At 46.9% G+C, this 21,837-nt stretch carries 24 protein-coding genes and 1 pseudogene; 12 read left to right on the forward strand and 13 right to left on the reverse strand.

From position 1 onward, the window contains the following. Positions 1-55 precede the first annotated feature (55 nt). The 3 genes from JGK36_RS03555 to JGK36_RS03565 all read right to left on the reverse strand — a co-directional run bounded on the left by JGK36_RS03555 (position 56) and on the right by JGK36_RS03565 (position 2,355). Positions 56-724 carry an HAS-barrel domain-containing protein gene (locus JGK36_RS03555; RefSeq protein ID WP_293185341.1) on the reverse strand — a complete coding sequence of 223 codons (669 nt, stop codon included), beginning with the start codon at positions 722-724 and terminating at the stop codon, positions 56-58. A gap of 170 nt (positions 725-894) precedes the next feature. Beyond that, positions 895-1,086 carry an NAD(P)H dehydrogenase subunit NdhS gene (locus tag JGK36_RS03560; protein ID WP_293185343.1) on the reverse strand — a complete coding sequence of 64 codons (192 nt, stop codon included), beginning with the start codon at positions 1,084-1,086 and terminating at the stop codon, positions 895-897. Positions 1,087-1,284: 198 nt separating this feature from the next. After that, on the reverse strand, positions 1,285-2,355 hold the full coding sequence (locus JGK36_RS03565; protein ID WP_293145049.1) for an Mrp/NBP35 family ATP-binding protein: 1,071 nt from the start codon (positions 2,353-2,355) through the stop codon (positions 1,285-1,287). A 189-nt stretch (positions 2,356-2,544) separates the two neighbouring features. On the opposite strand from JGK36_RS03565, the gene hemF reads away from it, so the two are divergent. From hemF to JGK36_RS03575, 3 genes and pseudogenes are all read left to right on the forward strand, one after another. Beyond that, a complete protein-coding gene (hemF, locus tag JGK36_RS03570) occupies positions 2,545-3,588 on the forward strand; it encodes an oxygen-dependent coproporphyrinogen oxidase (protein ID WP_293185344.1) in 1,044 nt (347 codons plus the stop codon). Positions 3,589-3,934: 346 nt separating this feature from the next. After that, positions 3,935-4,066: pseudogene (locus JGK36_RS33800) on the forward strand (zinc ribbon domain-containing protein); the annotation flags it as partial. A gap of 111 nt (positions 4,067-4,177) precedes the next feature. Beyond that, a complete protein-coding gene (locus JGK36_RS03575) occupies positions 4,178-4,540 on the forward strand; it encodes an STAS domain-containing protein (RefSeq protein ID WP_106149243.1) in 363 nt (120 codons plus the stop codon). Between the two features lie 191 nt (positions 4,541-4,731). On the opposite strand, the gene JGK36_RS03580 is transcribed toward JGK36_RS03575, so the two are convergent. Next, positions 4,732-5,382, reverse strand: a complete 651-nt coding sequence (locus tag JGK36_RS03580) for a chromophore lyase CpcT/CpeT (RefSeq protein ID WP_293191937.1) — start codon at positions 5,380-5,382, stop codon at positions 4,732-4,734. Beyond that, positions 5,366-5,701, reverse strand: a complete 336-nt coding sequence (locus JGK36_RS03585) for a hypothetical protein (protein ID WP_293191939.1) — start codon at positions 5,699-5,701, stop codon at positions 5,366-5,368. The genes JGK36_RS03580 and JGK36_RS03585 overlap by 17 nt, the downstream gene beginning before the upstream one ends. A gap of 23 nt (positions 5,702-5,724) precedes the next feature. On the opposite strand from JGK36_RS03585, the gene psb29 reads away from it, so the two are divergent. Continuing rightward, positions 5,725-6,438 carry a photosystem II biogenesis protein Psp29 gene (gene psb29, locus JGK36_RS03590; protein WP_293185349.1) on the forward strand — a complete coding sequence of 238 codons (714 nt, stop codon included), beginning with the start codon at positions 5,725-5,727 and terminating at the stop codon, positions 6,436-6,438. A 20-nt stretch (positions 6,439-6,458) separates the two neighbouring features. On the opposite strand, the gene JGK36_RS03595 is transcribed toward psb29, so the two are convergent. From JGK36_RS03595 to JGK36_RS03605, 3 genes are all read right to left on the reverse strand, one after another. Then, positions 6,459-6,617, reverse strand: a complete 159-nt coding sequence (locus JGK36_RS03595; RefSeq protein WP_293196268.1) for a hypothetical protein — start codon at positions 6,615-6,617, stop codon at positions 6,459-6,461. Between the two features lie 156 nt (positions 6,618-6,773). Beyond that, a complete protein-coding gene (locus JGK36_RS03600; protein ID WP_293185350.1) occupies positions 6,774-7,316 on the reverse strand; it encodes a late competence development ComFB family protein in 543 nt (180 codons plus the stop codon). Positions 7,317-7,528: 212 nt separating this feature from the next. Continuing rightward, complete coding sequence (locus JGK36_RS03605; RefSeq protein ID WP_293196270.1) at positions 7,529-8,467, reverse strand: M23 family metallopeptidase; 939 nt, start codon at positions 8,465-8,467, stop codon at positions 7,529-7,531. 216 nt (positions 8,468-8,683) lie between these two features. Between JGK36_RS03605 and JGK36_RS03610 the strand changes: the two genes are divergently transcribed. Then, a complete protein-coding gene (locus JGK36_RS03610; protein ID WP_366038591.1) occupies positions 8,684-9,784 on the forward strand; it encodes a formylglycine-generating enzyme family protein in 1,101 nt (366 codons plus the stop codon). A 256-nt stretch (positions 9,785-10,040) separates the two neighbouring features. Here JGK36_RS03610 and JGK36_RS03615 read toward each other — a convergent pair whose 3' ends face one another. Next, entirely contained in the window at positions 10,041-11,132 is a 1,092-nt protein-coding gene (locus JGK36_RS03615) for an acyltransferase (RefSeq protein WP_293183659.1), read from the reverse strand. 119 nt (positions 11,133-11,251) lie between these two features. Here JGK36_RS03615 and JGK36_RS03620 point away from each other — a divergent pair, with 119 nt between their 5' ends. Together JGK36_RS03620 and JGK36_RS03625 are read left to right on the forward strand one after the other, a co-directional pair. Next, positions 11,252-13,567 carry a cation:proton antiporter gene (locus tag JGK36_RS03620; RefSeq protein WP_293196272.1) on the forward strand — a complete coding sequence of 772 codons (2,316 nt, stop codon included), beginning with the start codon at positions 11,252-11,254 and terminating at the stop codon, positions 13,565-13,567. A gap of 16 nt (positions 13,568-13,583) precedes the next feature. Next, positions 13,584-13,763, forward strand: a complete 180-nt coding sequence (locus JGK36_RS03625) for a hypothetical protein (protein WP_293196274.1) — start codon at positions 13,584-13,586, stop codon at positions 13,761-13,763. A 157-nt stretch (positions 13,764-13,920) separates the two neighbouring features. On the opposite strand, the gene JGK36_RS03630 is transcribed toward JGK36_RS03625, so the two are convergent. Both JGK36_RS03630 and JGK36_RS03635 read right to left on the reverse strand, forming a co-directional pair. Next, the gene (locus tag JGK36_RS03630; RefSeq protein ID WP_293183666.1) at positions 13,921-14,133 is read right to left on the reverse strand and encodes an RNA-binding protein hfq; all 213 of its coding nucleotides are present in this window, start codon (positions 14,131-14,133) and stop codon (positions 13,921-13,923) included. Positions 14,134-14,192: 59 nt separating this feature from the next. Further along, a complete protein-coding gene (locus JGK36_RS03635) occupies positions 14,193-14,339 on the reverse strand; it encodes a hypothetical protein (protein WP_293183669.1) in 147 nt (48 codons plus the stop codon). A 57-nt stretch (positions 14,340-14,396) separates the two neighbouring features. Here JGK36_RS03635 and dapF point away from each other — a divergent pair, with 57 nt between their 5' ends. Further along, positions 14,397-15,275 (forward strand): diaminopimelate epimerase, encoded by an 879-nt coding sequence (gene dapF, locus JGK36_RS03640; protein ID WP_293191949.1) that lies wholly within the window; start codon positions 14,397-14,399, stop codon positions 15,273-15,275. A 483-nt stretch (positions 15,276-15,758) separates the two neighbouring features. Continuing rightward, entirely contained in the window at positions 15,759-16,901 is a 1,143-nt protein-coding gene (locus JGK36_RS03645) for a hypothetical protein (RefSeq protein ID WP_293196276.1), read from the forward strand. Between the two features lie 258 nt (positions 16,902-17,159). Here the strand turns inward: JGK36_RS03645 and JGK36_RS03650 are convergent, their stop codons facing one another. Continuing rightward, the gene (locus JGK36_RS03650; RefSeq protein ID WP_293183762.1) at positions 17,160-18,341 is read right to left on the reverse strand and encodes an aspartate aminotransferase; all 1,182 of its coding nucleotides are present in this window, start codon (positions 18,339-18,341) and stop codon (positions 17,160-17,162) included. Between the two features lie 233 nt (positions 18,342-18,574). Continuing rightward, the gene (locus tag JGK36_RS03655) at positions 18,575-19,720 is read right to left on the reverse strand and encodes an iron-containing alcohol dehydrogenase family protein (protein ID WP_293196278.1); all 1,146 of its coding nucleotides are present in this window, start codon (positions 19,718-19,720) and stop codon (positions 18,575-18,577) included. A gap of 192 nt (positions 19,721-19,912) precedes the next feature. Between JGK36_RS03655 and JGK36_RS03660 the strand changes: the two genes are divergently transcribed. The 3 genes from JGK36_RS03660 to JGK36_RS03670 all read left to right on the forward strand — a co-directional run bounded on the left by JGK36_RS03660 (position 19,913) and on the right by JGK36_RS03670 (position 21,789). Further along, entirely contained in the window at positions 19,913-20,248 is a 336-nt protein-coding gene (locus JGK36_RS03660) for a DUF4437 domain-containing protein (protein ID WP_293183678.1), read from the forward strand. Positions 20,249-20,348: 100 nt separating this feature from the next. Next, complete coding sequence (locus tag JGK36_RS03665) at positions 20,349-21,116, forward strand: SGNH/GDSL hydrolase family protein (protein WP_293196280.1); 768 nt, start codon at positions 20,349-20,351, stop codon at positions 21,114-21,116. A gap of 64 nt (positions 21,117-21,180) precedes the next feature. After that, entirely contained in the window at positions 21,181-21,789 is a 609-nt protein-coding gene (locus JGK36_RS03670; protein WP_293196282.1) for a hypothetical protein, read from the forward strand. Positions 21,790-21,837: the final 48 nt, after the last annotated feature.

Raw genomic sequence — 21,837 nt, forward strand, 5'->3', positions numbered from 1 at the left:
GGGAAACCTGTCATGTTTAACGGCTAGCTTCAGACGATCTCAATTTTGTCAGGTATTAGGGATGAATCTGACTCAAAATCACCCGCAACCTGTCATAATCATCCTTCAACAAAACACTTAAATTCCTGCCCGCTTCCACCAACCAAGATCGATCGCGCATTCGCAACTGATAAATCTCCCGAATCGTCGCCGCCGTCAGCGCATCCACAGGCGCATTCGTCACTCCCAGCAGCGTCCTCAAGAAATCCAACTGCACCGTAAAATCAATCACCTCATCCGGTTCGCAGCGATAAACCGCTTGGTGAATTTGCGGCGGGCGCGGCGGCAAATACTGATAAATTGTACCCCTCGATGGGCCGTGGCCGTTCAACCTTTCCGGTGGCTTCTCAAACCCCACAAGCGCCACTCGAAACTCGGTTTTCAGCATCGCAAAAATCTGCGGTTGTTCTTCCCGCAACTCTTCCAGCGATAAACCCAAAGCCCTAGCTCTGTGCACCGAGTCGATCGGGCTAGTGGTAGCATGGTAAACTACGCCGTAGATTTGATTTTTGGACTCTTCATCTTCCGCCTTCACCCAACTCCCAAAAGGTGGCATCACCGGAAAACTCAAGTCATCCGGTTCCAAGCATTGAGCCAAAAACTCTGTAGTTGCCGTCTCGATGACTTCAGCAATGCGATCGGGATGCCGCTCTTTTGTTCCAAATTGGGGTAAAGGTAAACGCATATTAGTCAGTTGACAGTTGACAGTTGACAGTTGGCAGTTGGCAGTTGGCAGTTGGCAGTTGGCGGTTAGCAGTTGGTTATTTATTATTTGTTATTTGTGAGTGGGTACTAATAACCAATAACCAATAACTAATAACAAATAACAACTGACTAATGACCGCTGACTAATGACTATTTCGCGCGACCAGCCGTAGCATCCACAATATCCAATTGCGATAAGCGGAACGTGATCAGCTTGTCCCAATTGCCACCTTCAAACAATACCGCGACTTTCCCGTCGGTAACTCGCTGCACAAGTCCTTGAAAGCCGTAGTAAATCTCGCCCTTATCTTTAACTCGAACTGCCGAACCTGGAAAAATCATAATTCTTTGAATGTTAAGTTTGCTCTTTATAGCTTACCGTTTCTCGTTTCTAGTTCCCAAGCAGAGCTCGGGAATTAGGCAAACCTTCGCCAACAGGAGACAAAGCTGGGAAACGAAAGTTTGTGAGACTTCTCCCAAAAACTGTTGTGGGGCAGGCCGGAGAGCCTGCCCTTGACGAACTTTTGGATGAGATGTCTATTAGGCTAGGGCTGCTACAGAAACTTTACCAGCAATGCGACCCGCGATCGCCCGCAACTCCCTCGCCGAAGCAGAACCCGGTTGTCCCACGACAATTGGCACACCGGAATCGCCACCTTCCCGCAGCGGAATTTCCAGCGGAATGCGGCCTAACAGCGGCACTCCCAACTCTGCCGCCGTCCTTTCGCCGCCGCCGGAACCGAAAATATCGTATTGCTTGTCAGGCATATCCGGCGGCACAAAATAACTCATATTTTCCACAATTCCCAACACCGACACTCCCAACTGTTGGAACATCTTCAACCCCTTGCGGGAGTCCAACAAAGCCACCGTCTGCGGCGTCGTCACAATCACCACACCAGCCATCGGCACCGCTTGGGCCATTGTCAACTGCGCGTCTCCAGTACCCGGAGGCATATCGACAATCAGATAATCTAAATCGCCCCAATTCACCTGGTAGAGGAACTGTCGGATGATTCCGTTCAACATCGGGCCGCGCCAAATTACAGGCTGGTCTTTCTCAATTAAAAACGCCATCGACACTAATTTGACGCCGTAGTTGAATGCGGGTTCGAGGCTTTCTCCGCTTTTTCCATCCCTAACCATTACTTTCGCGTCCCCCAAACCCAACATATTTGGGTCGTTGGGCCCATAGATATCGGCATCCAGCAAACCCACCTTTGCGCCGGTTTGCGCCAGGGCTACTGCCACATTCACCGCCACCGTGCTTTTGCCGACGCCCCCTTTGCCGCTGGAAATTGCGATAATATTTTTAACGCCTTCTATGCCTTGGCGATCGACCACTCCCTTCTGCTGGGGAGTCTCGGCTGTCACCTCCACAGCCACTTTTTCGACTCCTGGCAACTGTTTGACCGCTTTTTGGCAATCTTCGACAATAAATTCTCGCAGCGGGCAAGCAGGCGTTGTCAGCACTAAAGTAAAACTGACGACTCCGCCGTCAATTTTGATGTTACGAATCATGTTCAATTCCACCAAACTTTTTTGCAGTTCGGGGTCTTGCACAGGTCGCAGGATTTCTAAGACTGAACTAATATCGAGTGTACTGGGCATTGTGTTCTCCACCATAGCTCTGCAATTGTGTCAGTGAATGTTCGATCGCAAGTTTAAGTATATTTTTATTGCTATTTTTTAATGTAACTTCATAGCGATCATTTGCAGACCTGCGGTGGCATAATTACATGGCGACTGGATTTGGCAATCATCACCATCTAAGATTCAAATCTGACAACAGAAAATTTTATGACAGTTTCTACAACACTTAAAACCACGACTTCTCCGTTTTTGCCGCCCGCTGACTCTAGAGCTAGAGTCAGCCAATTTATGAAAAGCCTACAAGACGAAATTTGTCAAGCCCTCGAACAGGTCGATGGCGGCGGCAAATTTAAAGAGGACTCTTGGGAACGCTCCGAAGGCGGGGGCGGACGTTCTCGCGTTATGCGCGAAGGCAATGTGTTTGAACAAGGCGGAGTTAATTTTTCCCAAGTTTGGGGCGAAAGTTTGCCTGCTTTGATTCTGACCAAGCACCCAGAAGCTGCCGGTCACGATTTCTACGCCACTGGTACTTCGATGGTGCTGCACCCCCGCAATCCCTACTTGCCTACGGTTCACCTGAATTACCGTTATTTTGAAGCGGGCCCGATTTGGTGGTTTGGTGGTGGTGTCGATTTGACTCCTTATTACCTGTTGGATGAGGATGCAGCTCATTTTCACAAAACTCTGAAATCAGCTTGCGACAAACACCACTCGGACTATTACCAGACATTTAAACTCTGGTGCGACGAATATTTTTACCTGCCCCACCGCCAAGAAACTCGCGGTATCGGCGGCCTGTTTTTTGACTACCAAAACGCTCAAGGCCCGCTTTACCGCGACCAAAATGTCAAAGGGAAAGCTGCTGAGTACAGCAAAAATGTCGGAAACCCGGAGCCTAGAAGCTGGGAGTCGCTGTTCGCCTTCATACAGGACTGCGGCCGCGCATTTTTGCCGGCTTACACCCCAATTGTTGAAAAACATCGATCGAAAGCATACGGCGAGCGCGAGCGCGATTTCCAACTTTACCGCCGCGGCCGTTACGTTGAATTTAACTTAGTGTACGATCGGGGCACGACCTTTGGCTTACAGACCAACGGACGCACCGAATCGATTCTGATGTCCCTGCCACCTCTGGTACGCTGGGAGTATTGTTTCGAGCCAGAACCCAACTCTCCAGAAGCCGAACTCTACTCAAAGTTCTTAAAACCGCAAGATTGGGCGAATTGGATGCCTCAGCAGTCACCGACGTGAGTTAAACTACTGAGAAAGTCCTTAGCTAGCAATTAAGTAGACAGAATGGTAAACTTTTACACAAACACTCATAGTGTGCCATGTTCAAACCCTGCGCGATTTGCGAAAAAGCTTGGACTTTCAGTATCAAGTCACTACTTACTTATGCAAAAACCACGCAACTATAAGTAGAAGATTTAAATGTTGATCGGATGCCAAAAAATCACAAACTAGCGCAGGCAATAGCTGACTGTGGATTCTCTGAATTCAAGCGTCACCTAGAATATAAGGCGAAAAAGTTTGGTTGTGAAATAATCATTGCTGACCGCTGGTTTCCGCCCTTGCAAAACAATAGTCAAGCTGTGGGCATATCCAAGATATGCCACTGAAAGAAAGAACCTTCAACTGCGAAAGTTGTGGTAATTCGATGGACAGAGACTTGAAGGCAGCGATTAATTTATCACGCTTGGCTAAAGCGCGAAAGCTTACTGAGGGATAACCGCTCCCATGCTCCCTGTGAAGTAAGAAGCAAATGTCTAGACTTGTCTAGTATTTGTATAGCAGAAAGTAACCACCGCGATAAATAGTAATAAATTTGAGGGAAGGGTCAGTGATTCATATTGATCAAAAAACCCACACGCTATCTGACGGTACAACAGTTATCGTCTTAGCACCGACAGGACGGTTGGACATCACGACAGCTTGGCAATTCCGCCTCAAGTTGCAAGAGTGTATTTCCAAACTCAGCCGTCATGTCGTCGTGAATCTTGGTCAGGTAAACTTTATCGATAGTTCTGGCCTGACCTCGTTGGTAGCCGGTATGCGCGATGCGGATAAAGTTAAGGGCAGTTTCCGCATTTGCAATGTTCATCCAGAAGCCAAACTGGTGTTTGAAGTGACCATGATGGATTCTGTCTTTGAAATATTTGAAACAGAAGAAGAAGCTCTAGAGGGGGTGCCGCGCGCAAGTTAAGAAAACCGGGCGGTTGAAACCGCTTCTACACAAACAAAACCTGCCTCCGCAGGTTGAAGAAGACCGGGCGATTGAAATCCCGTCTACACAAACTTGCACGTGTCTGGTGCAGGTTAAAGACCGGGCGGTGAAAATTACGCGATCTTCTTCTTTAGTCCGCGGAGGCGGACTTTGTTTCTGTAGACGCGGTTTCAACCGCCGTCCGATCCGATCCCAAGCGTATTGGCAAATATTTCAGAAGCAAAATCCTGACGCTTGACAAATCTAAAAGGGCCCATTAAAGCTCCCCAGATAGCCTTACCTGTCGTGGGGTTTATTCCTTTGTCGTAGCTGAGAAATTCCTCGTCTGCGGCTTCAAATCCCAAGTCTACTTGGTAAGTTTGCCCATCGTAGGTAAAGCAGCAACGAGTTCCCTCCGGCAGAGATGCCCGAAATCGATAGCGGTTTGAGCCTAAATTTTGCACCGCAACCGAGAGGGTGCAGCCGGGAAGAAGTTCGACTTGCTCGCCCTTGAGTTTTGCCAGTAAGTCGGGGTTGCGACCGGCTCCTTTGACGGCTGCGATATCCTTGAACATATAATACTGAGCTTCTATAAGTTCCGGCGCTGTCTTCACGTGCCTCAGTTGCACGATGCGGGGACGGTAGGGCTTGTCTAATTCTAGAATATTGGCTTGTTCGGCAAACAGGGCAATACTCGGTTCGTCCAAGAGAGGCACGGGCAGGGGTCTTTGCCAAAAACGCAGGTGGACGTACCACGCCGGATCTGCTAGCGCTTGTTCTTGGTTGTCAAATTCGCCCGCCATGTATTGGGCTAAAGCTCTTAATTCAGGAGAAATTGTCATGTTCGTTCGATTTTTGAGGATTGGGCTTGACAATAAAATTTGATTGTGGTAAGGGTTGCCCGAAGAGGGCCGGGCAAGTCAGAAGATGGGATTTATCAGCGATCCCAGAAGAGCTATGATTGTAAAGATACTTGGCTTTTGCCATCGTATTGCGACAGATTAATTGTTGCTGCCGATCGCCCGCAAAATCTTCCAGGGTAAAATTTTGCCTCGCAGTCTCGGCTGCACAGTTAAAAAAAACTGGCAAATTTTGCCAGGGAGATCGCCAATCGACTCTCCCGACTTTACTCATGCCGCGCTGGTCCACCTGTGGCGGCACAATTATTTATCTATAAAACTCAGGTGAACAAGAACCGTACTGTTTCAGATACTAAGCGAAGTTTCTATACGATTCACACTCGACCGATTAACTCAATTTACCGTCGAGTGGTGGAAGAGTTGATGGTAGAAATGCACTTGCTTTCGGCGAATGTAGATTTTCAATACGACCCGATTTATGCTTTGGGCGTGGTGACAGCTTTCGATCGATTCATGCTCGGGTACGCCCCAGAAGCAGACAGACTTTCGATTTTTAACGCTTTGTGCAAAGCCCTAGAAGACGATCCCGATCGCTACAAGCAAGACGCTCACAGATTGGAAAGCTTGGCCGATCGCCTTGGAGGGTCTGAGTTGCTCTCGTGGCTCGATCGCTCCACCAGCTTTGAAGATACAGGAGATTTGCAAGCGTCCTTAGGGGCGATCGCCAGCAACGCTCAATTTAAGTACAGTCGCTTATTTGCGATCGGTTTGTTCTCGCTGTTAGAAAAAGCTGACCCCGAAATGGTAAAAAACCAAGAAACTCGCAACGAGGCGATCGGCAAAATCAGTGCAGCTTTGCATTTACCTGAAGACAAAGTTAGCAAAGATTTAGATTTGTACCGCAGCAATTTGGAAAAAATGGCCCAAGCGCGAATAGTGCTTCAAGATGTCATCCAAGCTGAACGGAAAAAACGTGAAAAACGAGAAACAAAAGTTACTGCCGGCCCCTCCGCAGACTCTTCTGAGAGCAATAATTAATTGTTTGAAGTCATTAGTCATTAGTCATTAGTCAGAAGGAAAAGGGAATTGTTTGTTTTAGGTGGCAAACAAACAATTCCTTTAATTTTTTTTTCAATTGTGACGGATGTCTTGTGACCAAAAAGAATTGGTTTAAAGCCGGAATCCCGATCGGGAGAAATTAAAATCAGACGATTCATTACTCCAATCCCACATCCCCCTTCCTTCTGCTGTCAACTGTCAACTGTCAACTGTCAACTGTCAACTGTCAACTGTTTCTGGCTCAAAAACTAAAAATCCCGCTTTTTGAATTGAGCGGGATCGACTTAACCAAAATAGAGCTGTTGGACGTGGTACTACGGCTGCGGCTCAAAATTAACGGCGTTAGCTTGCAGCCAATTGCTGAGATTTGACAGAACTTCGGTTCCAGAAGACGGCTTACCCAAAGCTGTGGGGTTTACGGGTTCAGGTCTGACCAAGTTGCGGTCGATCGCTGCGTTGACTTCTTTGGAAATCAAATCGTGAAGCTGCTCTTTAGCCCTAGCCCTTTGAAAGTGAGCTCCCTCTTCCGTCGTAGCGTACAGAGGGGGCAGCCTATTTAAAGCATAAGCCGCAATATCTCCCACATCCAGACTCTGCTCGCTGCTCGCCGCCTCAATTTCTGCCACCCTGGCGATCGCCTCGCTAAGCACCAACTCTTCCATCACATTGATGAACTGTTTGCGTGGCAGAACCACCACTTCTCCGGTCAACAAAGCTCCCATCAGGCGATCGAGAGCCATGTACTCTTCGATCGACAATTCAGAAGCCGTATTGCAGATTCGTCCCACCTCAGCTTCCATAGACGGCGTTAAATAGCCGTCTTGCAAAGCCTGTTCAACAATTTTTTCAATACTCATATATGCTTCCCGCTCAACGGCATCATTAATACAGTTTTGTTTTGTAAAGACGCAATTGCTGGCGTCTTGAGATTCGAGTTTTGAGGCTTGAGTTGAGAATTTTTGTACAAATCATAACCCAATAGTGATAACCCAGAACAGTTATCTACACACCCCAGCCACAAACTTACCCCATAATTGACTTTTAAATTCGTCAAAATCGGTAAAAAGTCCTACTCAACTCCCTGAAGCCGCCAAGGTACCGGATCGACAGACTGCCCGTGCACGTAAAGTCCCCAGTGCAGGTGAGGGCCTGTCGAAGCCCCCGTTGACCCCAAAGCACCAATTACTTGACCCGCTTTCACGAAATCGCCTTCCTTGACATCAATCCGGCTGAGGTGCATCAAAATACTTGCTACCCCTTGACCGTGGTCGATACCAACTACATTACCGTGGATTTTGAACCCTTGGGATTCGCGTCCCACGAGAGACACGCGACCGGCAGCCGGTGCAACTACAGGGGAACCGTAAGCGCCCGCGTAATCGACGCCGCGGTGGTAGTAGTCCTTAGCAAATACCCCATTATAGTACCGACGCACGCCGTAAATAGTGGTAATTTCGCCGGAGTTGGGGCGCAACAATTTGCCATCCCAAAATTTTTGAGGTGTCACAAGTGCTTTAAAGGCGTCTACGCGATCGAATTCGGCATCGGTACCTTCACTGTCTTTCCCAGGCGGCAGCCAGATGGATTGAGTCGGAAAATCTCGATCGCGCACTTGCACATTCAACTTCTGCACTTGTCCGTCACCGGAGACTTGAACAACGCGCGCACCGGGTTTCTCCAGTGGTGTCGTCGGTAGCAGGGCCCGAAAGCGATTATTGCCGATCGGAAACGCGGGGTAATTTTTTTGCAGTACAGAAACCGTTGGAGTTGCGCTGCTGCTGTTTACCTGAATGATTACCGACAGCGTATCACCCAGTTCAGGATTTGGCGGCGTCACCTGCACCTGCAAAGCTTGCACAGGCGATACCAGACTGAGAATGCTGGCAACAATTGGGCCAGTCAAAATCGCCCTGTTCATGTTTGCTTTCAATAGCCTACACTCCAAAATAGCACTCGCAACTATTTTGGCACTTTGTCCGCAGTTAGCTCGATTCGCAGTTGCTGTCATTACCGATATCCTTAACCTTTGTCTAGCTAATGTTATACAAAGTAGCTAAATTTAGCACGCTTTGACTCAAAAAGGTAAAGGACTATTATGAGTTATGCTGCGCTGCATAAAAGATGAGATCAAAAAACCTTGTTCAAACATATTATAAGTTTTGAATATTTGACATATTTATTAGACAAATGCCACATTTGTAGATATTATAGAGGTTAAAATGCTATGCCAAGCGAGCAAAATAGACCCAAAGAATACGATGCCGTCCTTGGCGGTCAAAATTTAATTCCTATGAATGCGGCGGTACTGGGAGGAATTGCAGGCGTTAAAAGCCGCTTGGCATCGCCCGATGTTGCAGTGAGAATCGCTGCACTCTCCGATGCGCCCAAATATGGAGATGCAGGATTAGATTTGATAATTGGGGCATTGCAGGATGAGTCAATGCAGATAAAATTAGCGGCCTACTCACTGCTGAAGGATAAAAATGACTTAAAGATAAAACTACAGTTTTCCAAGTATTTACCCACATTTAAATTTGATGTCATCACAGTCGATTCCTCTGGCAAAGAAAACAGCCGCACTAAGTCATTTGCTCGCTTCTTCCCTGAAGACTTAGGTAACTCAACTTTACTGGAAATGGTTTACATTCCCGGTGGCAAATTTATGATGGGTTCTCCTTACAGAGAAGCAGGACGAGAGAATTGTGAAAATCCGCAGCATCAAGTTACAGTAGCCAGTTTTTATGCAGGCAAATACCCCATCACCCAAGCACAGTGGGAAGCAGTAATGGGAAACAACCTATCGTATTACAAAGGCGAAAAACATCCTGTAGAGCAAGTATCGTGGAATGATGCTGTCGAATTCTGTGACAAAATTTCGCTACAAACCGGGAAAAAGTATCGCCTCCTGAGTGAAGCAGAATGGGAATATGCCTGTCGTGCGGGTACAACAACCCCATTTCACTTTGGGGAAATAATTACCACTTATTTAGTTAACTATAGCGGACGCAAAGCCTCCGCAAACGCTTCCAAAGGACTCTACCGAGGAGAAACAACAGATGTCGGGAGTTTTCCCCCTAATGCCTTTGGACTGTACGATATGCACGGCAATGTTAGCGAATGGTGTGGCGATAAATGGCACCAAAATTATGAAGGCGCACCAACTGACGGAAGTTGCTGGGAAAGTCACGCAGGTAGGGGTAGAGTGGTACGTGGTGGCTACTGGGATTCTTTTGCGGTTCATTCCCGCAGTGCCTATCGTAGCTGGAATTCCGTGGGTAGCTGCGTCGTGGGCTGCGGTTTTCGTGTAGCTCTTGTTTTTGTCTAGTTTGTAGGGTGCGGATTCTTCTACAATCTGCAAATGCGATCGACAATCTCACAGCGACGCACCATGGAAAATAAAGTGCGATCGAACTAATTAAACCCTGTGGTGCGTCGCTTTTAGATTTTTCGATTTTTTACCGAGATTCTGGATTGCGACGCACCCTACACCTCAAAATCCCCCCCCTGCTGACGTATTGCGGTAAATCGATCGCAAGTTAAGCTCGATCGCACCGCACATCTCACAGATCCGCACCCTACAATTAGCTGGCTTGCGCCTTCGGAAGAAACATTTTTTCAACAATATTTTTCCGCAGATAAACTGTCAATGGTTTTTCGATGAAAGAGTAGAATATGCAGCCGACAACTACAGCAAACAATGCCACCATAGCCGGAGCAAAGAAACCGTCGAAATATTTTCCTAAATTTGCCTTTTGCACAATTTTTGTAGTTGCTGATATCACCGGGCTGTGGAGCAGAAATATTGAATATGAGGCATCGCCCAGGAAAATTAAAAGATAAGGAAGTCTCGGAGAATCCTTAAGGTCGATCGAAGTTGCAGCAACGATTAATATAGCTGCCAGCACTGCAAAAGTCTTGATCCGATCGAACTCAATGTTGCCCCAAGCCACAAACAGTCCTAAAATAACATATCCTAAATTTGCTATCCCAAATAATATCCATCTGTAATTAGTAATCTTATTGTTATATTTAAGCACGATATACGCAGCCAAGCCACCCAAAACAAATTCTAGATTCATATTGCCAAATACTAGATTCAGCAAGAAAAAAGCATCGGGAAATGTTACTACTTTAGAAAAATGTAGAAATGTGACAAATAGCCAAGCCGACAGCAGAGGCACAGACTGTTTAGGTTTTAGCCAGATAGCTATGCTGAACAATACATAAAAATAAATTTCGTAAACTAAAGTCCAACCTACATCGAGAATTGGCTTGCCATATTGAGGAATCAATAGCAGCGACAGAATTATCTTGTCCAAACTTAAGTCTTGAGCATTAGCAAAACCTGGAATCAGTAGAAAGAAAAACACAACTGTCAGAGTAATTATCCAGTAGATTGGGTAAATTCGCACGCAGCGCTTGACTAAAAATGATTTTAACTGGTCTTTTTTACCGATCGCCGATCGGTGAACGTAGACCATGATAAAACCGCTCAATACAAAAAAGTAATCAACACCACTCCACCCAGCCTGAAATAAATTAAAAAAAGTAACTTGATTTAATCTTTCCGTGCTCATCTGGTTGACGTGAAACATTACCACCAATAAAGCCCCAATCCCTCGATAAACTTGCAAGAGATTAAGCTTTTTGTGAGGATTTGAACTCTTTGTCATTAGAAAATACCTTGTTCAAGAGTGGCAGTTGGGCTTGCTACTCAACTATAGTCAACGCCCCCCAACATAGTCAACACATTAAACACTATAATATAACTTTACACTTTTTTCATAAAGTTGTGCAAGAAGACTTCCGACTGATTGTTGACTTAGTTCTAGTTCTCGCTGCTGCCGCAGCAGGAGGACTCTTTGCATCGTTGTTGCGACAGCCGGTAATTCTCGGATACCTCCTGGGAGGGATCGTAGTTGGGCCGGCCGGTTTGGGGCTGATTAAAGAATTAGTTCAGGTAGACACCCTGGCAGAATTTGGTGTGGCTTTTCTGTTGTTTGCTTTGGGAGTAGAGTTTTCATTCGCCGAACTAAATCGAGTTAAAGCAATTAGTCTGGGCGGGGGGGGCTTGCAAATTGTGCTGACGATCGCCATTACTACTGCAATTTCCTTGGGTGTAGGCTGGGTAGAATCCCCTGCCCAAGGGGTGTTTTTAGGGGCAATCCTGTCGCTTTCCTCGACGGCGGTTGTACTCAAATGCTTGATGGAACGCAATGAAGGCGGTACTTCCCACGGACAAGTCATGCTGGGAATCTTGGTAGTTCAAGATTTGGCTTTGGGGCTAATGCTGGCAGTTTTGCCGGCCCTCAACCAGCCCGCAGAGGCGATCGGCATGACGGTAGTCTGGGCCCTGGTGCGGATCGGATTATTTGCTGCGGGTGCAGTAGTAGCGGGCATTTGGATCGTACCGCAGTTGCTGCGCTACCTCGCGAGAACAGAAAGCCGGGAACTGTTTTTGCTGGGAGTTGTGGTTTTGGCTTTAGGGATTGCGCTGCTGACAGAATATCTGGGTTTCTCGATCGAGATGGGCGCATTTGTGGCGGGTTTAATGATTTCGGAGGTGGAATATGCCGACCAAACTCTAACTTATGTCGAGCCTTTGCGAGATATTTTTGCATCCTTATTTTTTGTTACCATCGGAATGTTAATCGACCCGGTGTTTCTCTGGAACCATCTAGAGTTAATTCTAGGACTGGTATTTCTAGTATTTGTCGGCAAATTCTTGATTGTAACGCCGATCGTCCGATTATTTGGCTATCCCCTAAAAACAGCATTAATCGCAGGTTTGGGCTTAGCTCAAATCGGAGAATTTTCCTTTGTACTCGCTAGTTCTGGCCAAGCTATGGGACTGGTTTCGCGAAACGTTTACCTATTAATTTTAGGAACGACAGCAGTCACCTTGGTGCTGACGCCGTTTGTATTGAGAAGCGTGCCACAGTTATTCAAGTGGGCGGAAAATTTCGGGCCTTTGCAGCGCTATTTTGACCAAACATCTCAACCTGTCGAAATAGCTGAAACTTTGCCGGAACAAAATCATGTTGTGGTTTGTGGCTACGGGCGAGTTGGCAGAAATTTAGTCAAAGTGCTGCAAAGCCGCAACTGTTCAATTGTGGTAATCGACGAGTCGGAAAGCAGAATTCAAGAATGCAGAGTGTCAGGAATTCCTTACATTTACGGGAATGCTGCTAGCTTGCACGTATTGGAAGCCGCCGGGGTAGAACGCGCCAAAGCAATGGCGATTACTCTTCCCGATCCGATGAGCACTCGCTTGTGTCTGAAGCGGGCTTTAGAATTAGTCCCGGATTTGGATATTGTGGTGCGCGCCAACAAAGATAAAGATATTGAACTGCTTTACCAACTGGGGGCTTGGGAAGTTGTGCAGCCGGAGTTTGAGGCTAGTTTAGAACTGTCTGCCCACTTGCTGGCTGGGATGGGTTTGTCAGCAATGGCTATTGGGCGAGATGTGCAGCAAATTCGCAGCAGCCGCTATCTGGAATTGCGGCCGGCGCGGGAACCTTTGGCGGTTTCGCGGGATTTGAAAGTGGCGGTTCGAGATCTCAACGGCGATTGGTACAACTTACCGGAGGGCTCTCCCATTGGTGGGATGACTCTGGAAGAAACTAACTTGCGGCAGTTGACAGGGGTCAGCGTGATGGCGATCGTCCGCGAAGATGGCGAGGAAATTGATTATCCTAACGGGAAGGCTGCTTTACTGTCGGGCGATCGACTTTTGGTAGTGGGTGAACCGGAAGAACTGATTAGTTTTGAGTTGCTGGCGAAGGGCGAAGTTGCTGTCCCCGAGGGCGACAGTTCTTGTCAGTGGTTGAGGTTACCAGCCAACAGTCCTTGGGTTGGCCAAAAACTGTCAGAGGTAGATTTGCTCACTCAGTATGGGGTGCAGGTGCGGGCGATCCGCCGGGAAGGGAAGTTTACTCGCTGGCCGGATGGAACTACTGATTTGCAAGAGGGCGATCGTTTGCTGCTGTGCGGCGGCTTCTACGAGCTCGGCTTGATGCAGCGGACGGCCTCGCCTCCGCTGCCGCAACCAGCCTTAAAGCTGCCTTTTGTCACCGCCCAAGTTAGCGAAAAGCTATTTAGCGATTAGTCATGGGGCATGGGGCATGGGGCATCGGGCATCGGGCATCGGGCATCGGGCATCGGGCATCGGGCATGGGGCATTGGTGCTGTCCGCGCGATCGAACGTTATTAGTCAGACGGAAGACGGAAGACGGAAGACGGAAGACGGAAGCCCTGTAGGGGATGTAACGGATGTAATATCAAATCCGGTAGCATCGGAATAATATATTTCAATTATGTAGTGCGAGCGTCTCGCTCGCGATTGGTTCGCGAGCGAGACGCTCGCACTATATAACTCCGATGCACCCGGAAACGATATAACGGATGGAAGGAAGAGCGAACAGGAAAGATTTTCCCCCTCTCCCCCTCTCCCCCTCTTCTTCACGCGTTGGGTTTGAGATAAGCAATTGCCGATCGCGAGATCAGAATTTGTGTTTCTGAGGCATCGAGGAGGCAAATGCAGCTATGATCCTGCCAAAAAATTCTGCCGGCTAACAAGTCGCCAGTCATCAGTTTGATCTCTAACTGTTCTTTGTCTTTGATGTAGCTTTGTATTAAGCGAACGCTGGGCAATCCGGTCTCAAATTCAGACATACTGGGAAATGGGTAAATTGGTTATTAGTCATTAATCATTAGTCATTAGTCATCGGTCATTAGTGCTGTCCCCGATCGCGAACAGCATTAGTCATTTTTTTGCTATCAACTGTCAACTGCTTGCGGGTTCGCGTAGACGAAGGGTCAACTGCTTTACCCGATCGCCCTTCGGCTACGCGAGCGGATAAACGCAGTCGTTGGGTCAACTATTAACTGTCAACTGTCAACTGTCAACTGTCAACTGTCAACAGAGGTTTGTTTTTATGTCGATCGAGTTTGCGAAGTATCACGGACTGGGCAATGATTTTATTCTGATTGACAACCGCCACTCCTCAGAACCAGTTTTAACACCAGAACAAGCTGTGTCCATGTGCGATCGACATTTTGGGATCGGCGCAGACGGCGTGATTTTTGCTCTTCCGGGTCAAAACGGCACTGACTATACGATGCGGATTTTTAACTCCGACGGTTCGGAACCGGAAATGTGCGGCAACGGGATTCGCTGTTTGGCTAAGTTTATCGCCGATTTGGAAGCAGCGGAAATTCACCCCCCCCAGCCCCCCCTTGCTAAGGGGGGGAGTAAATCTAAGACTGAGTATCGCATCCACACTCTGGCGGGTGTGATTAGCCCCGAATTGCGATCGGACGGTCAGGTTAAGGTGGATATGGGACTTCCCCGGTTGCTGGCTGCGGAAATTCCGACAACTTTGGCGGCGCCAGATGCCAAAGTGATAGATGTGCCGATCGAAGTTGCTGATAAATCTTGGTCTGTTACCTGTGTCAGCATGGGAAATCCTCACTGCATTACGTTTGTAGAAGATGTTTCGGCTGTGGCTTTGGAAACTCTCGGCCCTCAATTTGAACACCACCCAGCCTTCCCGCAGCGTATAAATACCGAATTTATTCAAGTGATACGACGGGACTACGTAAAAATGCGGGTGTGGGAAAGGGGCGCAGGTGTTACTCTAGCTTGTGGGACTGGTGCTTGTGCTGCTGTGGTGGCTGGGGTGTTGGTCGGAAAGTGCGATCGGACAACTGCTGTTGAACTCCCCGGTGGCGTTTTGGAAATCGAATGGGCAGAAGTTTCTGGGCGGATTTACATGACTGGGCCAGCACAGCGAGTATTTACTGGTTGTCAGTAGTCAGTTGACAGTTGTCAGTTGACAGTTGTCAGTTGACAGTTGACAGTTGACAGTTGACAGTTGACAGTTGACAGTTGACAGTTGACAGTTGACAGTTGACAGTTGTCATTGGTCATTGCTCAAAAGGAGTTTTTTGTGGAATTAACAAACAAGAAAAATTCTTAAATTCCAAATTTTTCTTTAATTCTTTAATTATCAAGAATGCTCAATGACTAATGCCTTGCGCCTTGTGAAGTCATATCAAATCCGGTAGCATCGGAATAATATATTTGAATGATGGAGCGTGCGAGCGTCTCACTCGGGAACCAATCGTTCGCTATGGACGCTTGCACTACATAATTCCGATGCAACCGAAAACGATATCATAGGCTGAAGACTAATGACTAATGACAACTGTCAACTGTCAACTGTCAACTGTCAACTATCAACTGACTAAGCCTGAATTCTCAAATCTAAAATCTAAAATTAAGTAGGTGGATGTGCATGGCTGGAGGTATTTATCTGATTCAGGACGACGACAGGCTGGTAGAAATGATGGAACAGCCCTACGACTCGGAAGACCAGTTACAAGACTTGCTTGTAACTTATCCTAATCTGATTGCCGGAGATCAAATCGATCGCGCGACGGCGCGGAAGTGGCTGTTAATTTCACGGGAATCAGTGCCCACCGATGAGGAAACTGCCGTCCAATGGTCGCTGGATCATTTGTTTCTCGACCAAAATGCAGTTCCTACTTTGGTGGATGTCAGGCGCACTCCTAATGCTGCACTCCGGCAAAAAGTTTTGGGTCAGTCGATCGACTATGCTGCTAATGCGTTGGTTTACTGGCCAATAGATTCAATTATTGCTCTGTTTGAAGCCAATTGTCGCGATCGGGGTCGCGATCCCGAACAGATTTTTGAAGAGTTTCTCGGTGCGGATGCTAATGAAGACCTATTTTGGCAGAAAGTTAAAACTAATTTGCAAGCCGGTAAAATTCGCTTAGTATTTGTAGCAGACGAGATTTCCGCTGAAATGCGCCGAGTTGTGGAATTTCTCAACGAACAAATGGACCCGCTTGAAGTTTTGGCCCTGGAAATTAAGCAATATGTAAGTGAAGATGGTTTGAAAACCTTGGTTCCCAGAGTTATCGGTCAGACAGCCGAAGCACAGCATAAAAAATCCAACGCAATGCGCGAAAGAAGGCGCTGGGATGAATCGTCATTTTTTGCGGAAATCAAAGCTAGACAAGGCGCGGACGAGGCGCAAATGGCAAGAGCTATCTACCTTTGGGCAAAAAGTCAAGAACCCGAAATTCAAATCCATTGGGGAACGGGGGACACCTACGGCGGTTTCGCCGCCGGGTTGCATCACAGAGGCAGAAAACCATATCAGTTATTCACTGTAGATATTGCTGGCAGAATGGAGATTTCTGCTGACAATTACGGTTCCCAACCGCCATTTAATGCAGAAAAAAATTGGCTGGAATTGAGAAATAAGCTAAGTTCGATCGGTCTTTCGCTACCTACAGAACCGGGCGAGAGAAGGTCGCCGAGTCTGGCTTTATCTACTTTGGAAGACGAATTTGCCCTCCAGCAAGTTATGGAAACGTTCAACTGGGCGATCGAGCAAATTAAAACGTTATAGTCATTGGGAATTGGGAATTGGGAATTGGGAATTGGGAATTGGGAATTGGGAATTGGGCATTTAAATTAGACATCTCCAATAATTCTTGTGGAACAAGCATCCTGCCTGTTCAAAACTGGCTTTTCTGGAGATGTCTATTGCATATTCAGGGCAGGCGGGACACCCCACAAGATTTTGAGTCTTTTTTGATATACAATTTAAATGCAGAGCAGCTTATCACCAACAACTAACCAATAACCAATAACCAGTAACCAGTAATTAATAGCGAATGTTTGCTTGTTTCAAACGGCGCAGGGCTTCTCCCAGCCGATCGCAATCTGCAATCAAACTAACCCTCACATATCCTTCACCACCAGGCCCAAAAGCATTACCAGGAGTCACAACAACACCCGTTTGCTGCAAAACATTCAGGGCAAAATCTGTCGAACTCATGCCCTGAGTGCAAGGAACCCAAAGATACATTGCAGCCAGAGGTTTAGGAATATTCCACCCCAATTCTGCCAATCCTGCAACCATAAAATCGCGACGAGTGCGGTAGCGTTCCTGCACTTCGTGCAAGTAACTGTCGGGTAATTGCAACGCTGTTTCTGCTGCTGCTTGCAAGGCAGAAAATATGCCGTAATCTAAGTTAGTTTTTAAAGTTCGCAAACCTTGAATGATCCGGCTGTTTCCAACTACAAAACCGACTCGCCAGCCGGCCATATTGTAGGTTTTTGACATGGTGTGAAATTCAACTCCGATTTCTTTGCCGCCGGGAATTTCTAATAAACTTGTCGGTTGATAGCCGTCAAAGGCTAATTCCGCATAACACAAATCGTGAACCAACAAAATTTGATGTTTGTGTGCGAAAGCAACAATATCTTTGTAAAATTCGCGGGGGGCCGTTGCTCCGGTCGGATTGCTGGGATAATTAAAGTAGAGAATTTTGGCTTGTTCGGCTACGCTGTCGGGAATGGAACCTAAGTCAATTACCCAGTCATTCTCTGGTTTGAGGATGATGTTGTGAACTTTGGCACCGGCGATGATTGGGCCGCGAAATAATACGGGATAAGCGGGACTCGGTACTAATACTAAGTCGCCGGGATTGATATAGGCGATCGCAAAATGCGCTAAACCTTCTTTAGAACCCAATAAAGGTAATGCTTCCCCTTCTGGATCGAGTTCAACATTGTAGCGGCGGCTGTACCATTTGGTAATTGTACGGCGAAAACTGGCAGTTCCTTCAAAGGGCGGATAGCCGTGATTTGCAGGATTTTGGATAGCTGCGATGGCGGCTTCTACTACCGGTTGCGGAGTCGCACCGTCGGGGTTTCCCATTCCTAAGTCTATTAAATCTAGTCCTTGTTCGCGGGCGCGGGCTTTGAGTTCGTCGAGACGGGCAAATACGTAGGGCGGTAGTTTTTGCAACCTGTCAGCAGGGCTAATCCAATCCAAAGTCATTTTTTGTGTATCAGTTATTAGTTGTTTTTCGGGTTCGTAGTAAGGACTGAAGTCCTTTCTCACACAGTTTTTTAAGGACTAAAGTCCTTACTCCAAACTGTTTTAATTATTAATTTTTAATTGTCTCACAAGTTGTGCGGTAGAAAACATCGGATTTTGCCTGGTTAGTAGTAAGGATTTCAGTGCTTTCTAGGGCAACCTTTCAAGGACTAAAGTCCTTACTACAAACTTTTTTAATTCTTGATTTTCAATTCTCCCACAGGTGCGGTGGTAGAAACCATCGCTGCCATTAATTGTTCGGGAACAACTTTAAATGGCAGTCTGTGGATGTCCGAATTGGGATGGCAGGCTATTTCGGCGGCGCGCTGCAATTGTGTGAGGCTAACGTCTCCGAGTCCTAAGTTGTCTAAAGTTTGAGGCAATCCAATCTCGGCGTAGAATTTTAGCAGTTGCTGTCTGGCGGTTGCTGCTAGTTGATTGTTTTGCAGAATTTCTTCTAGCCGCAGTTGCACTAATATGCCGTAGGCAACTTTTTCGCCGTGCAATGTGCCGTGACTTGCTAATAGATGAGTTAGGCCGTTGTGGACGGCGTGGGCGGCGACGGTGCGACACCCGGCCCCGCCAATTCCGCCGATTACTCCTGCTAGCAATACGGTGGCGTCTGTGACTTCTTGCCAGGTTTCGCTACCTGGTTCTTTGAGGGCGGCGGCTGCTTTTTGGAACAGGATATCGCGCAGGATTCTAGCTTGTTGGACGGCAGAAATTATCAGAGTTTGTTCTGAGTGTCCGCTGCTGACTGATGCTTCGTACCATTTGGCGATCGCATCTCCAATTCCTGCTACTAATGTCCGCTGCGGTGCAGTTTGAATTAAGCCGTAGTCGAGGACTAGCAAATCGGGACATCTGGCTAATGTGACATCGTATTGGAACGCACCTTGTTCGGAATAAATGTTAGAAAGTGCTGTCCAAGCGGCGCAGGTGGCTGCTGATGTGGGGATGGTGACGATCGCCATTTGGCACTGATGGGCGAGAAGTTTGGCTGCATCCAAGGCTTTGCCGCCGCCGACGCCGATGATGAAGTCGGCTTTGTGGGTTTGGACGGCTGCGCGGAGGGTTTCGAGGCTGGTTTCGCTGCAATCCTTGCCGTAGGCTGTTTGCGCGGATTGTAGCTGTTGTTGTTCGAGGATTGGTTGCAGGTAGGGTTGGGCGGCGGCGAGGGAGTTGCTACCGCCGACTATTAGGGGCCGCTTTCCGAAACGGGCGATCGCATTTCCGGCTTGTGATAGAGCGTTTTGACCGCGCAATACACAGGCGGGAGCAATTGTCAAGGAATAAATTGCAGTAGGGGTGGCGGTTTTGGTGCTTTGGGTTTGAGTCATCGAACCAGTGGATGAGTGACGGGAAGGTAGACGCTTTGCAGGATTGCTGGATTTTATAGGATAACTCTAACTCGTGTTGGGCAACATGGTAACTTTTGTAAAGTTTTTATTAAGTATTGTGGTTGGGCATGGGCTGGAGGGTTGTAAGGGCGATCGGTATAATGAATGTACAGCACGGCGAGAATAAAACCTATGACTCAAAGTTTTCAAGACTTATCCACACAACAATTCGCTGATTTATCGGTGTTTCCTGGGACAAGTTGGGTGGTATTAGCTGAGCCTGTGCCGCAAGGATCGATTCATCGCTTGAAGATGAAGCAAGGTACAATTATTCCAGTTCATACTCATCCGGCTGATGAGTATGTATTCGTCGTTTCGGGTAGTCTTAAAACGGGCGATCGGGTGTGTGAAGCGGGATGCTTTTGGACAACCCCAAAAGGAACAAGACAAGGAGCGCATGAAGCGTTAACCGATGTAGAGTTAATCACTATTCGGCTGGGAGCAATGGGAGAATTTGAAGGAACATAACTTAGGGTAAATGGGATAGCTATGCAGCTAAATATCGCTAGTATATCGATATTGAGTTCTCCTAAGATATGACATTAAATTGCAGCGCAATTCCAAAAACATGGCAGTGAGCAAACCTACTATTCTGTCGATCGCTCTTTTATTAGTGCTAGGAAGTTCAATTTTCCTAAATATTCTGCTTTTGGGTCGAGCCAAACAGTATTATCGCGAACTCAATCAAACTCGCTTAGATCCTCTGGGATTGACCAACCATCCTATCAATGCCCAGCCAGTTACTAATACCAAGCAAACCCGTGTGGTTTTCTTTGGTGACTCCAGGGCCGCCAGTTGGACATCGCCAAATCTCGGTGAATATGAATTCATCAACCGGGGAATTGCTTCTCAAACCTCTGTTCAGGCGATCGAGAGATTTGCCTATCATGTGAGTTCCTTAAAACCCAAAATCGTAATTATCCAAGTTGGTGTCAACGATCTGAAAACCATTCCCTTGTTTCCAGAAAGCAGAAATGCGATCGTTGCCAATTGTCAAGCAAATATTAAGCGAATTGTCGAAGAATCGAAGAATCTAGGTGCAGTAGTAATCGTGACTACTATTTTCCCAGTCGGAGAAGTGCCACTAGAACGCAAGCCTTTTTGGTCTGATGACATAAGTCTGGCAATTAAAGAAGTCAATACCTACATCGCCACCTTAGCTGGAGATAAAATTATAGTGTTTGATACATTCCCTATTATTGGCGATAGTCAGGGCATGATATTGCCGAAATATAGAAGCGATGAACTACACTTGAACGCAGAGGGATATGAAATTCTCAATCAGAATCTTTCGCAACTGCTCAACACAATGGAACAGAAGAAAGTACAGAAATAGAAAACGTATAAAATTTTATTTTTGACACATAAACAATATATTAGTTAATGAGATCCACAAAAATATGCCATACAGTCAATTCACAACCATCACCAAGGTTAAAGAAGCCTTCAATTTAACCACAGTAGAAGGAATCAGATTTCTCCCTGAAATTGCCCCCATCCAACCCAGTATTAGTCTGGCGGCAACTCTGGAAGAAACTTTACCACTTGCTGTAGCTACAGGCAGCGAAAAAGCCAGATCGGAGCTAATTATTAGCCCTGTGCTTGTAGAGGTTCGCCGCATTGTCAACCGTCAAATTAGTCTGTTCTCTGGGGAAGATTTCAACGTAGATGAATCTCTGGGACTGAATGGACGCTGCGACTTTCTCATTAGTTGTTCTACAGAACAATTAGCAATTGAAGCACCCGCCATTATTATTGTAGAGGCAAAACAGGCTGATTTAAAAACAGGAATTGGTCAGTGTGTTGCAGAAATGGTGGCGGCACAGAAATTTAATGAAGCTAAACAAAAACCTTTACCTACCCTCTATGGTTGTGTTACTAATGGTCTCCAATGGCAATTTCTTCAGCTTATTGGAAACGAAGTAACCATCGACCTGAATATTTACTCCTTACCGCCAGTAGAGCAAATTTTGGGTTTTTTTGTTTGGATGGTAAGGTTTGAGAATTGAGATTTTTGACCGATAAATCGAATAGAGTTTTCAACTTGTGCAGAACTT

Origin of the sequence: Microcoleus sp. PH2017_35_SFW_U_B (assembly GCF_020737865.1) — a bacterium.
Lineage (GTDB): Bacteria > Cyanobacteriota > Cyanobacteriia > Cyanobacteriales > Microcoleaceae > Microcoleus.

Excerpts from the sequence above, each read along its gene's own strand:
- JGK36_RS03555 (WP_293185341.1), bottom strand. The coding sequence starts at position 724 with ATGCGTTTACCTTTACCCCAATTTGGAACAAAAGAGCGGCATCCCGAT.
- JGK36_RS03560 (WP_293185343.1), bottom strand. The coding sequence starts at position 1,086 with ATGATTTTTCCAGGTTCGGCAGTTCGAGTTAAAGATAAGGGCGAGATT.
- JGK36_RS03565 (WP_293145049.1), bottom strand. The coding sequence starts at position 2,355 with ATGCCCAGTACACTCGATATTAGTTCAGTCTTAGAAATCCTGCGACCT.
- hemF (WP_293185344.1), top strand. The coding sequence starts at position 2,545 with ATGACAGTTTCTACAACACTTAAAACCACGACTTCTCCGTTTTTGCCG.
- JGK36_RS03580 (WP_293191937.1), bottom strand. The coding sequence starts at position 5,382 with ATGACAATTTCTCCTGAATTAAGAGCTTTAGCCCAATACATGGCGGGC.
- JGK36_RS03595 (WP_293196268.1), bottom strand. The coding sequence starts at position 6,617 with ATGAATCGTCTGATTTTAATTTCTCCCGATCGGGATTCCGGCTTTAAA.
- JGK36_RS03600 (WP_293185350.1), bottom strand. The coding sequence starts at position 7,316 with ATGAGTATTGAAAAAATTGTTGAACAGGCTTTGCAAGACGGCTATTTA.
- JGK36_RS03605 (WP_293196270.1), bottom strand. The coding sequence starts at position 8,467 with ATGACAGCAACTGCGAATCGAGCTAACTGCGGACAAAGTGCCAAAATA.
- JGK36_RS03610 (WP_366038591.1), top strand. The coding sequence starts at position 8,684 with ATGCCAAGCGAGCAAAATAGACCCAAAGAATACGATGCCGTCCTTGGC.
- JGK36_RS03615 (WP_293183659.1), bottom strand. The coding sequence starts at position 11,132 with ATGACAAAGAGTTCAAATCCTCACAAAAAGCTTAATCTCTTGCAAGTT.
- JGK36_RS03625 (WP_293196274.1), top strand. The coding sequence starts at position 13,584 with ATGGGGCATCGGGCATCGGGCATCGGGCATCGGGCATCGGGCATCGGG.
- JGK36_RS03630 (WP_293183666.1), bottom strand. The coding sequence starts at position 14,133 with ATGTCTGAATTTGAGACCGGATTGCCCAGCGTTCGCTTAATACAAAGC.
- dapF (WP_293191949.1), top strand. The coding sequence starts at position 14,397 with ATGTCGATCGAGTTTGCGAAGTATCACGGACTGGGCAATGATTTTATT.
- JGK36_RS03645 (WP_293196276.1), top strand. The coding sequence starts at position 15,759 with ATGGCTGGAGGTATTTATCTGATTCAGGACGACGACAGGCTGGTAGAA.
- JGK36_RS03650 (WP_293183762.1), bottom strand. The coding sequence starts at position 18,341 with ATGACTTTGGATTGGATTAGCCCTGCTGACAGGTTGCAAAAACTACCG.
- JGK36_RS03655 (WP_293196278.1), bottom strand. The coding sequence starts at position 19,720 with ATGACTCAAACCCAAAGCACCAAAACCGCCACCCCTACTGCAATTTAT.
- JGK36_RS03660 (WP_293183678.1), top strand. The coding sequence starts at position 19,913 with ATGACTCAAAGTTTTCAAGACTTATCCACACAACAATTCGCTGATTTA.
- JGK36_RS03665 (WP_293196280.1), top strand. The coding sequence starts at position 20,349 with ATGGCAGTGAGCAAACCTACTATTCTGTCGATCGCTCTTTTATTAGTG.
- JGK36_RS03670 (WP_293196282.1), top strand. The coding sequence starts at position 21,181 with ATGCCATACAGTCAATTCACAACCATCACCAAGGTTAAAGAAGCCTTC.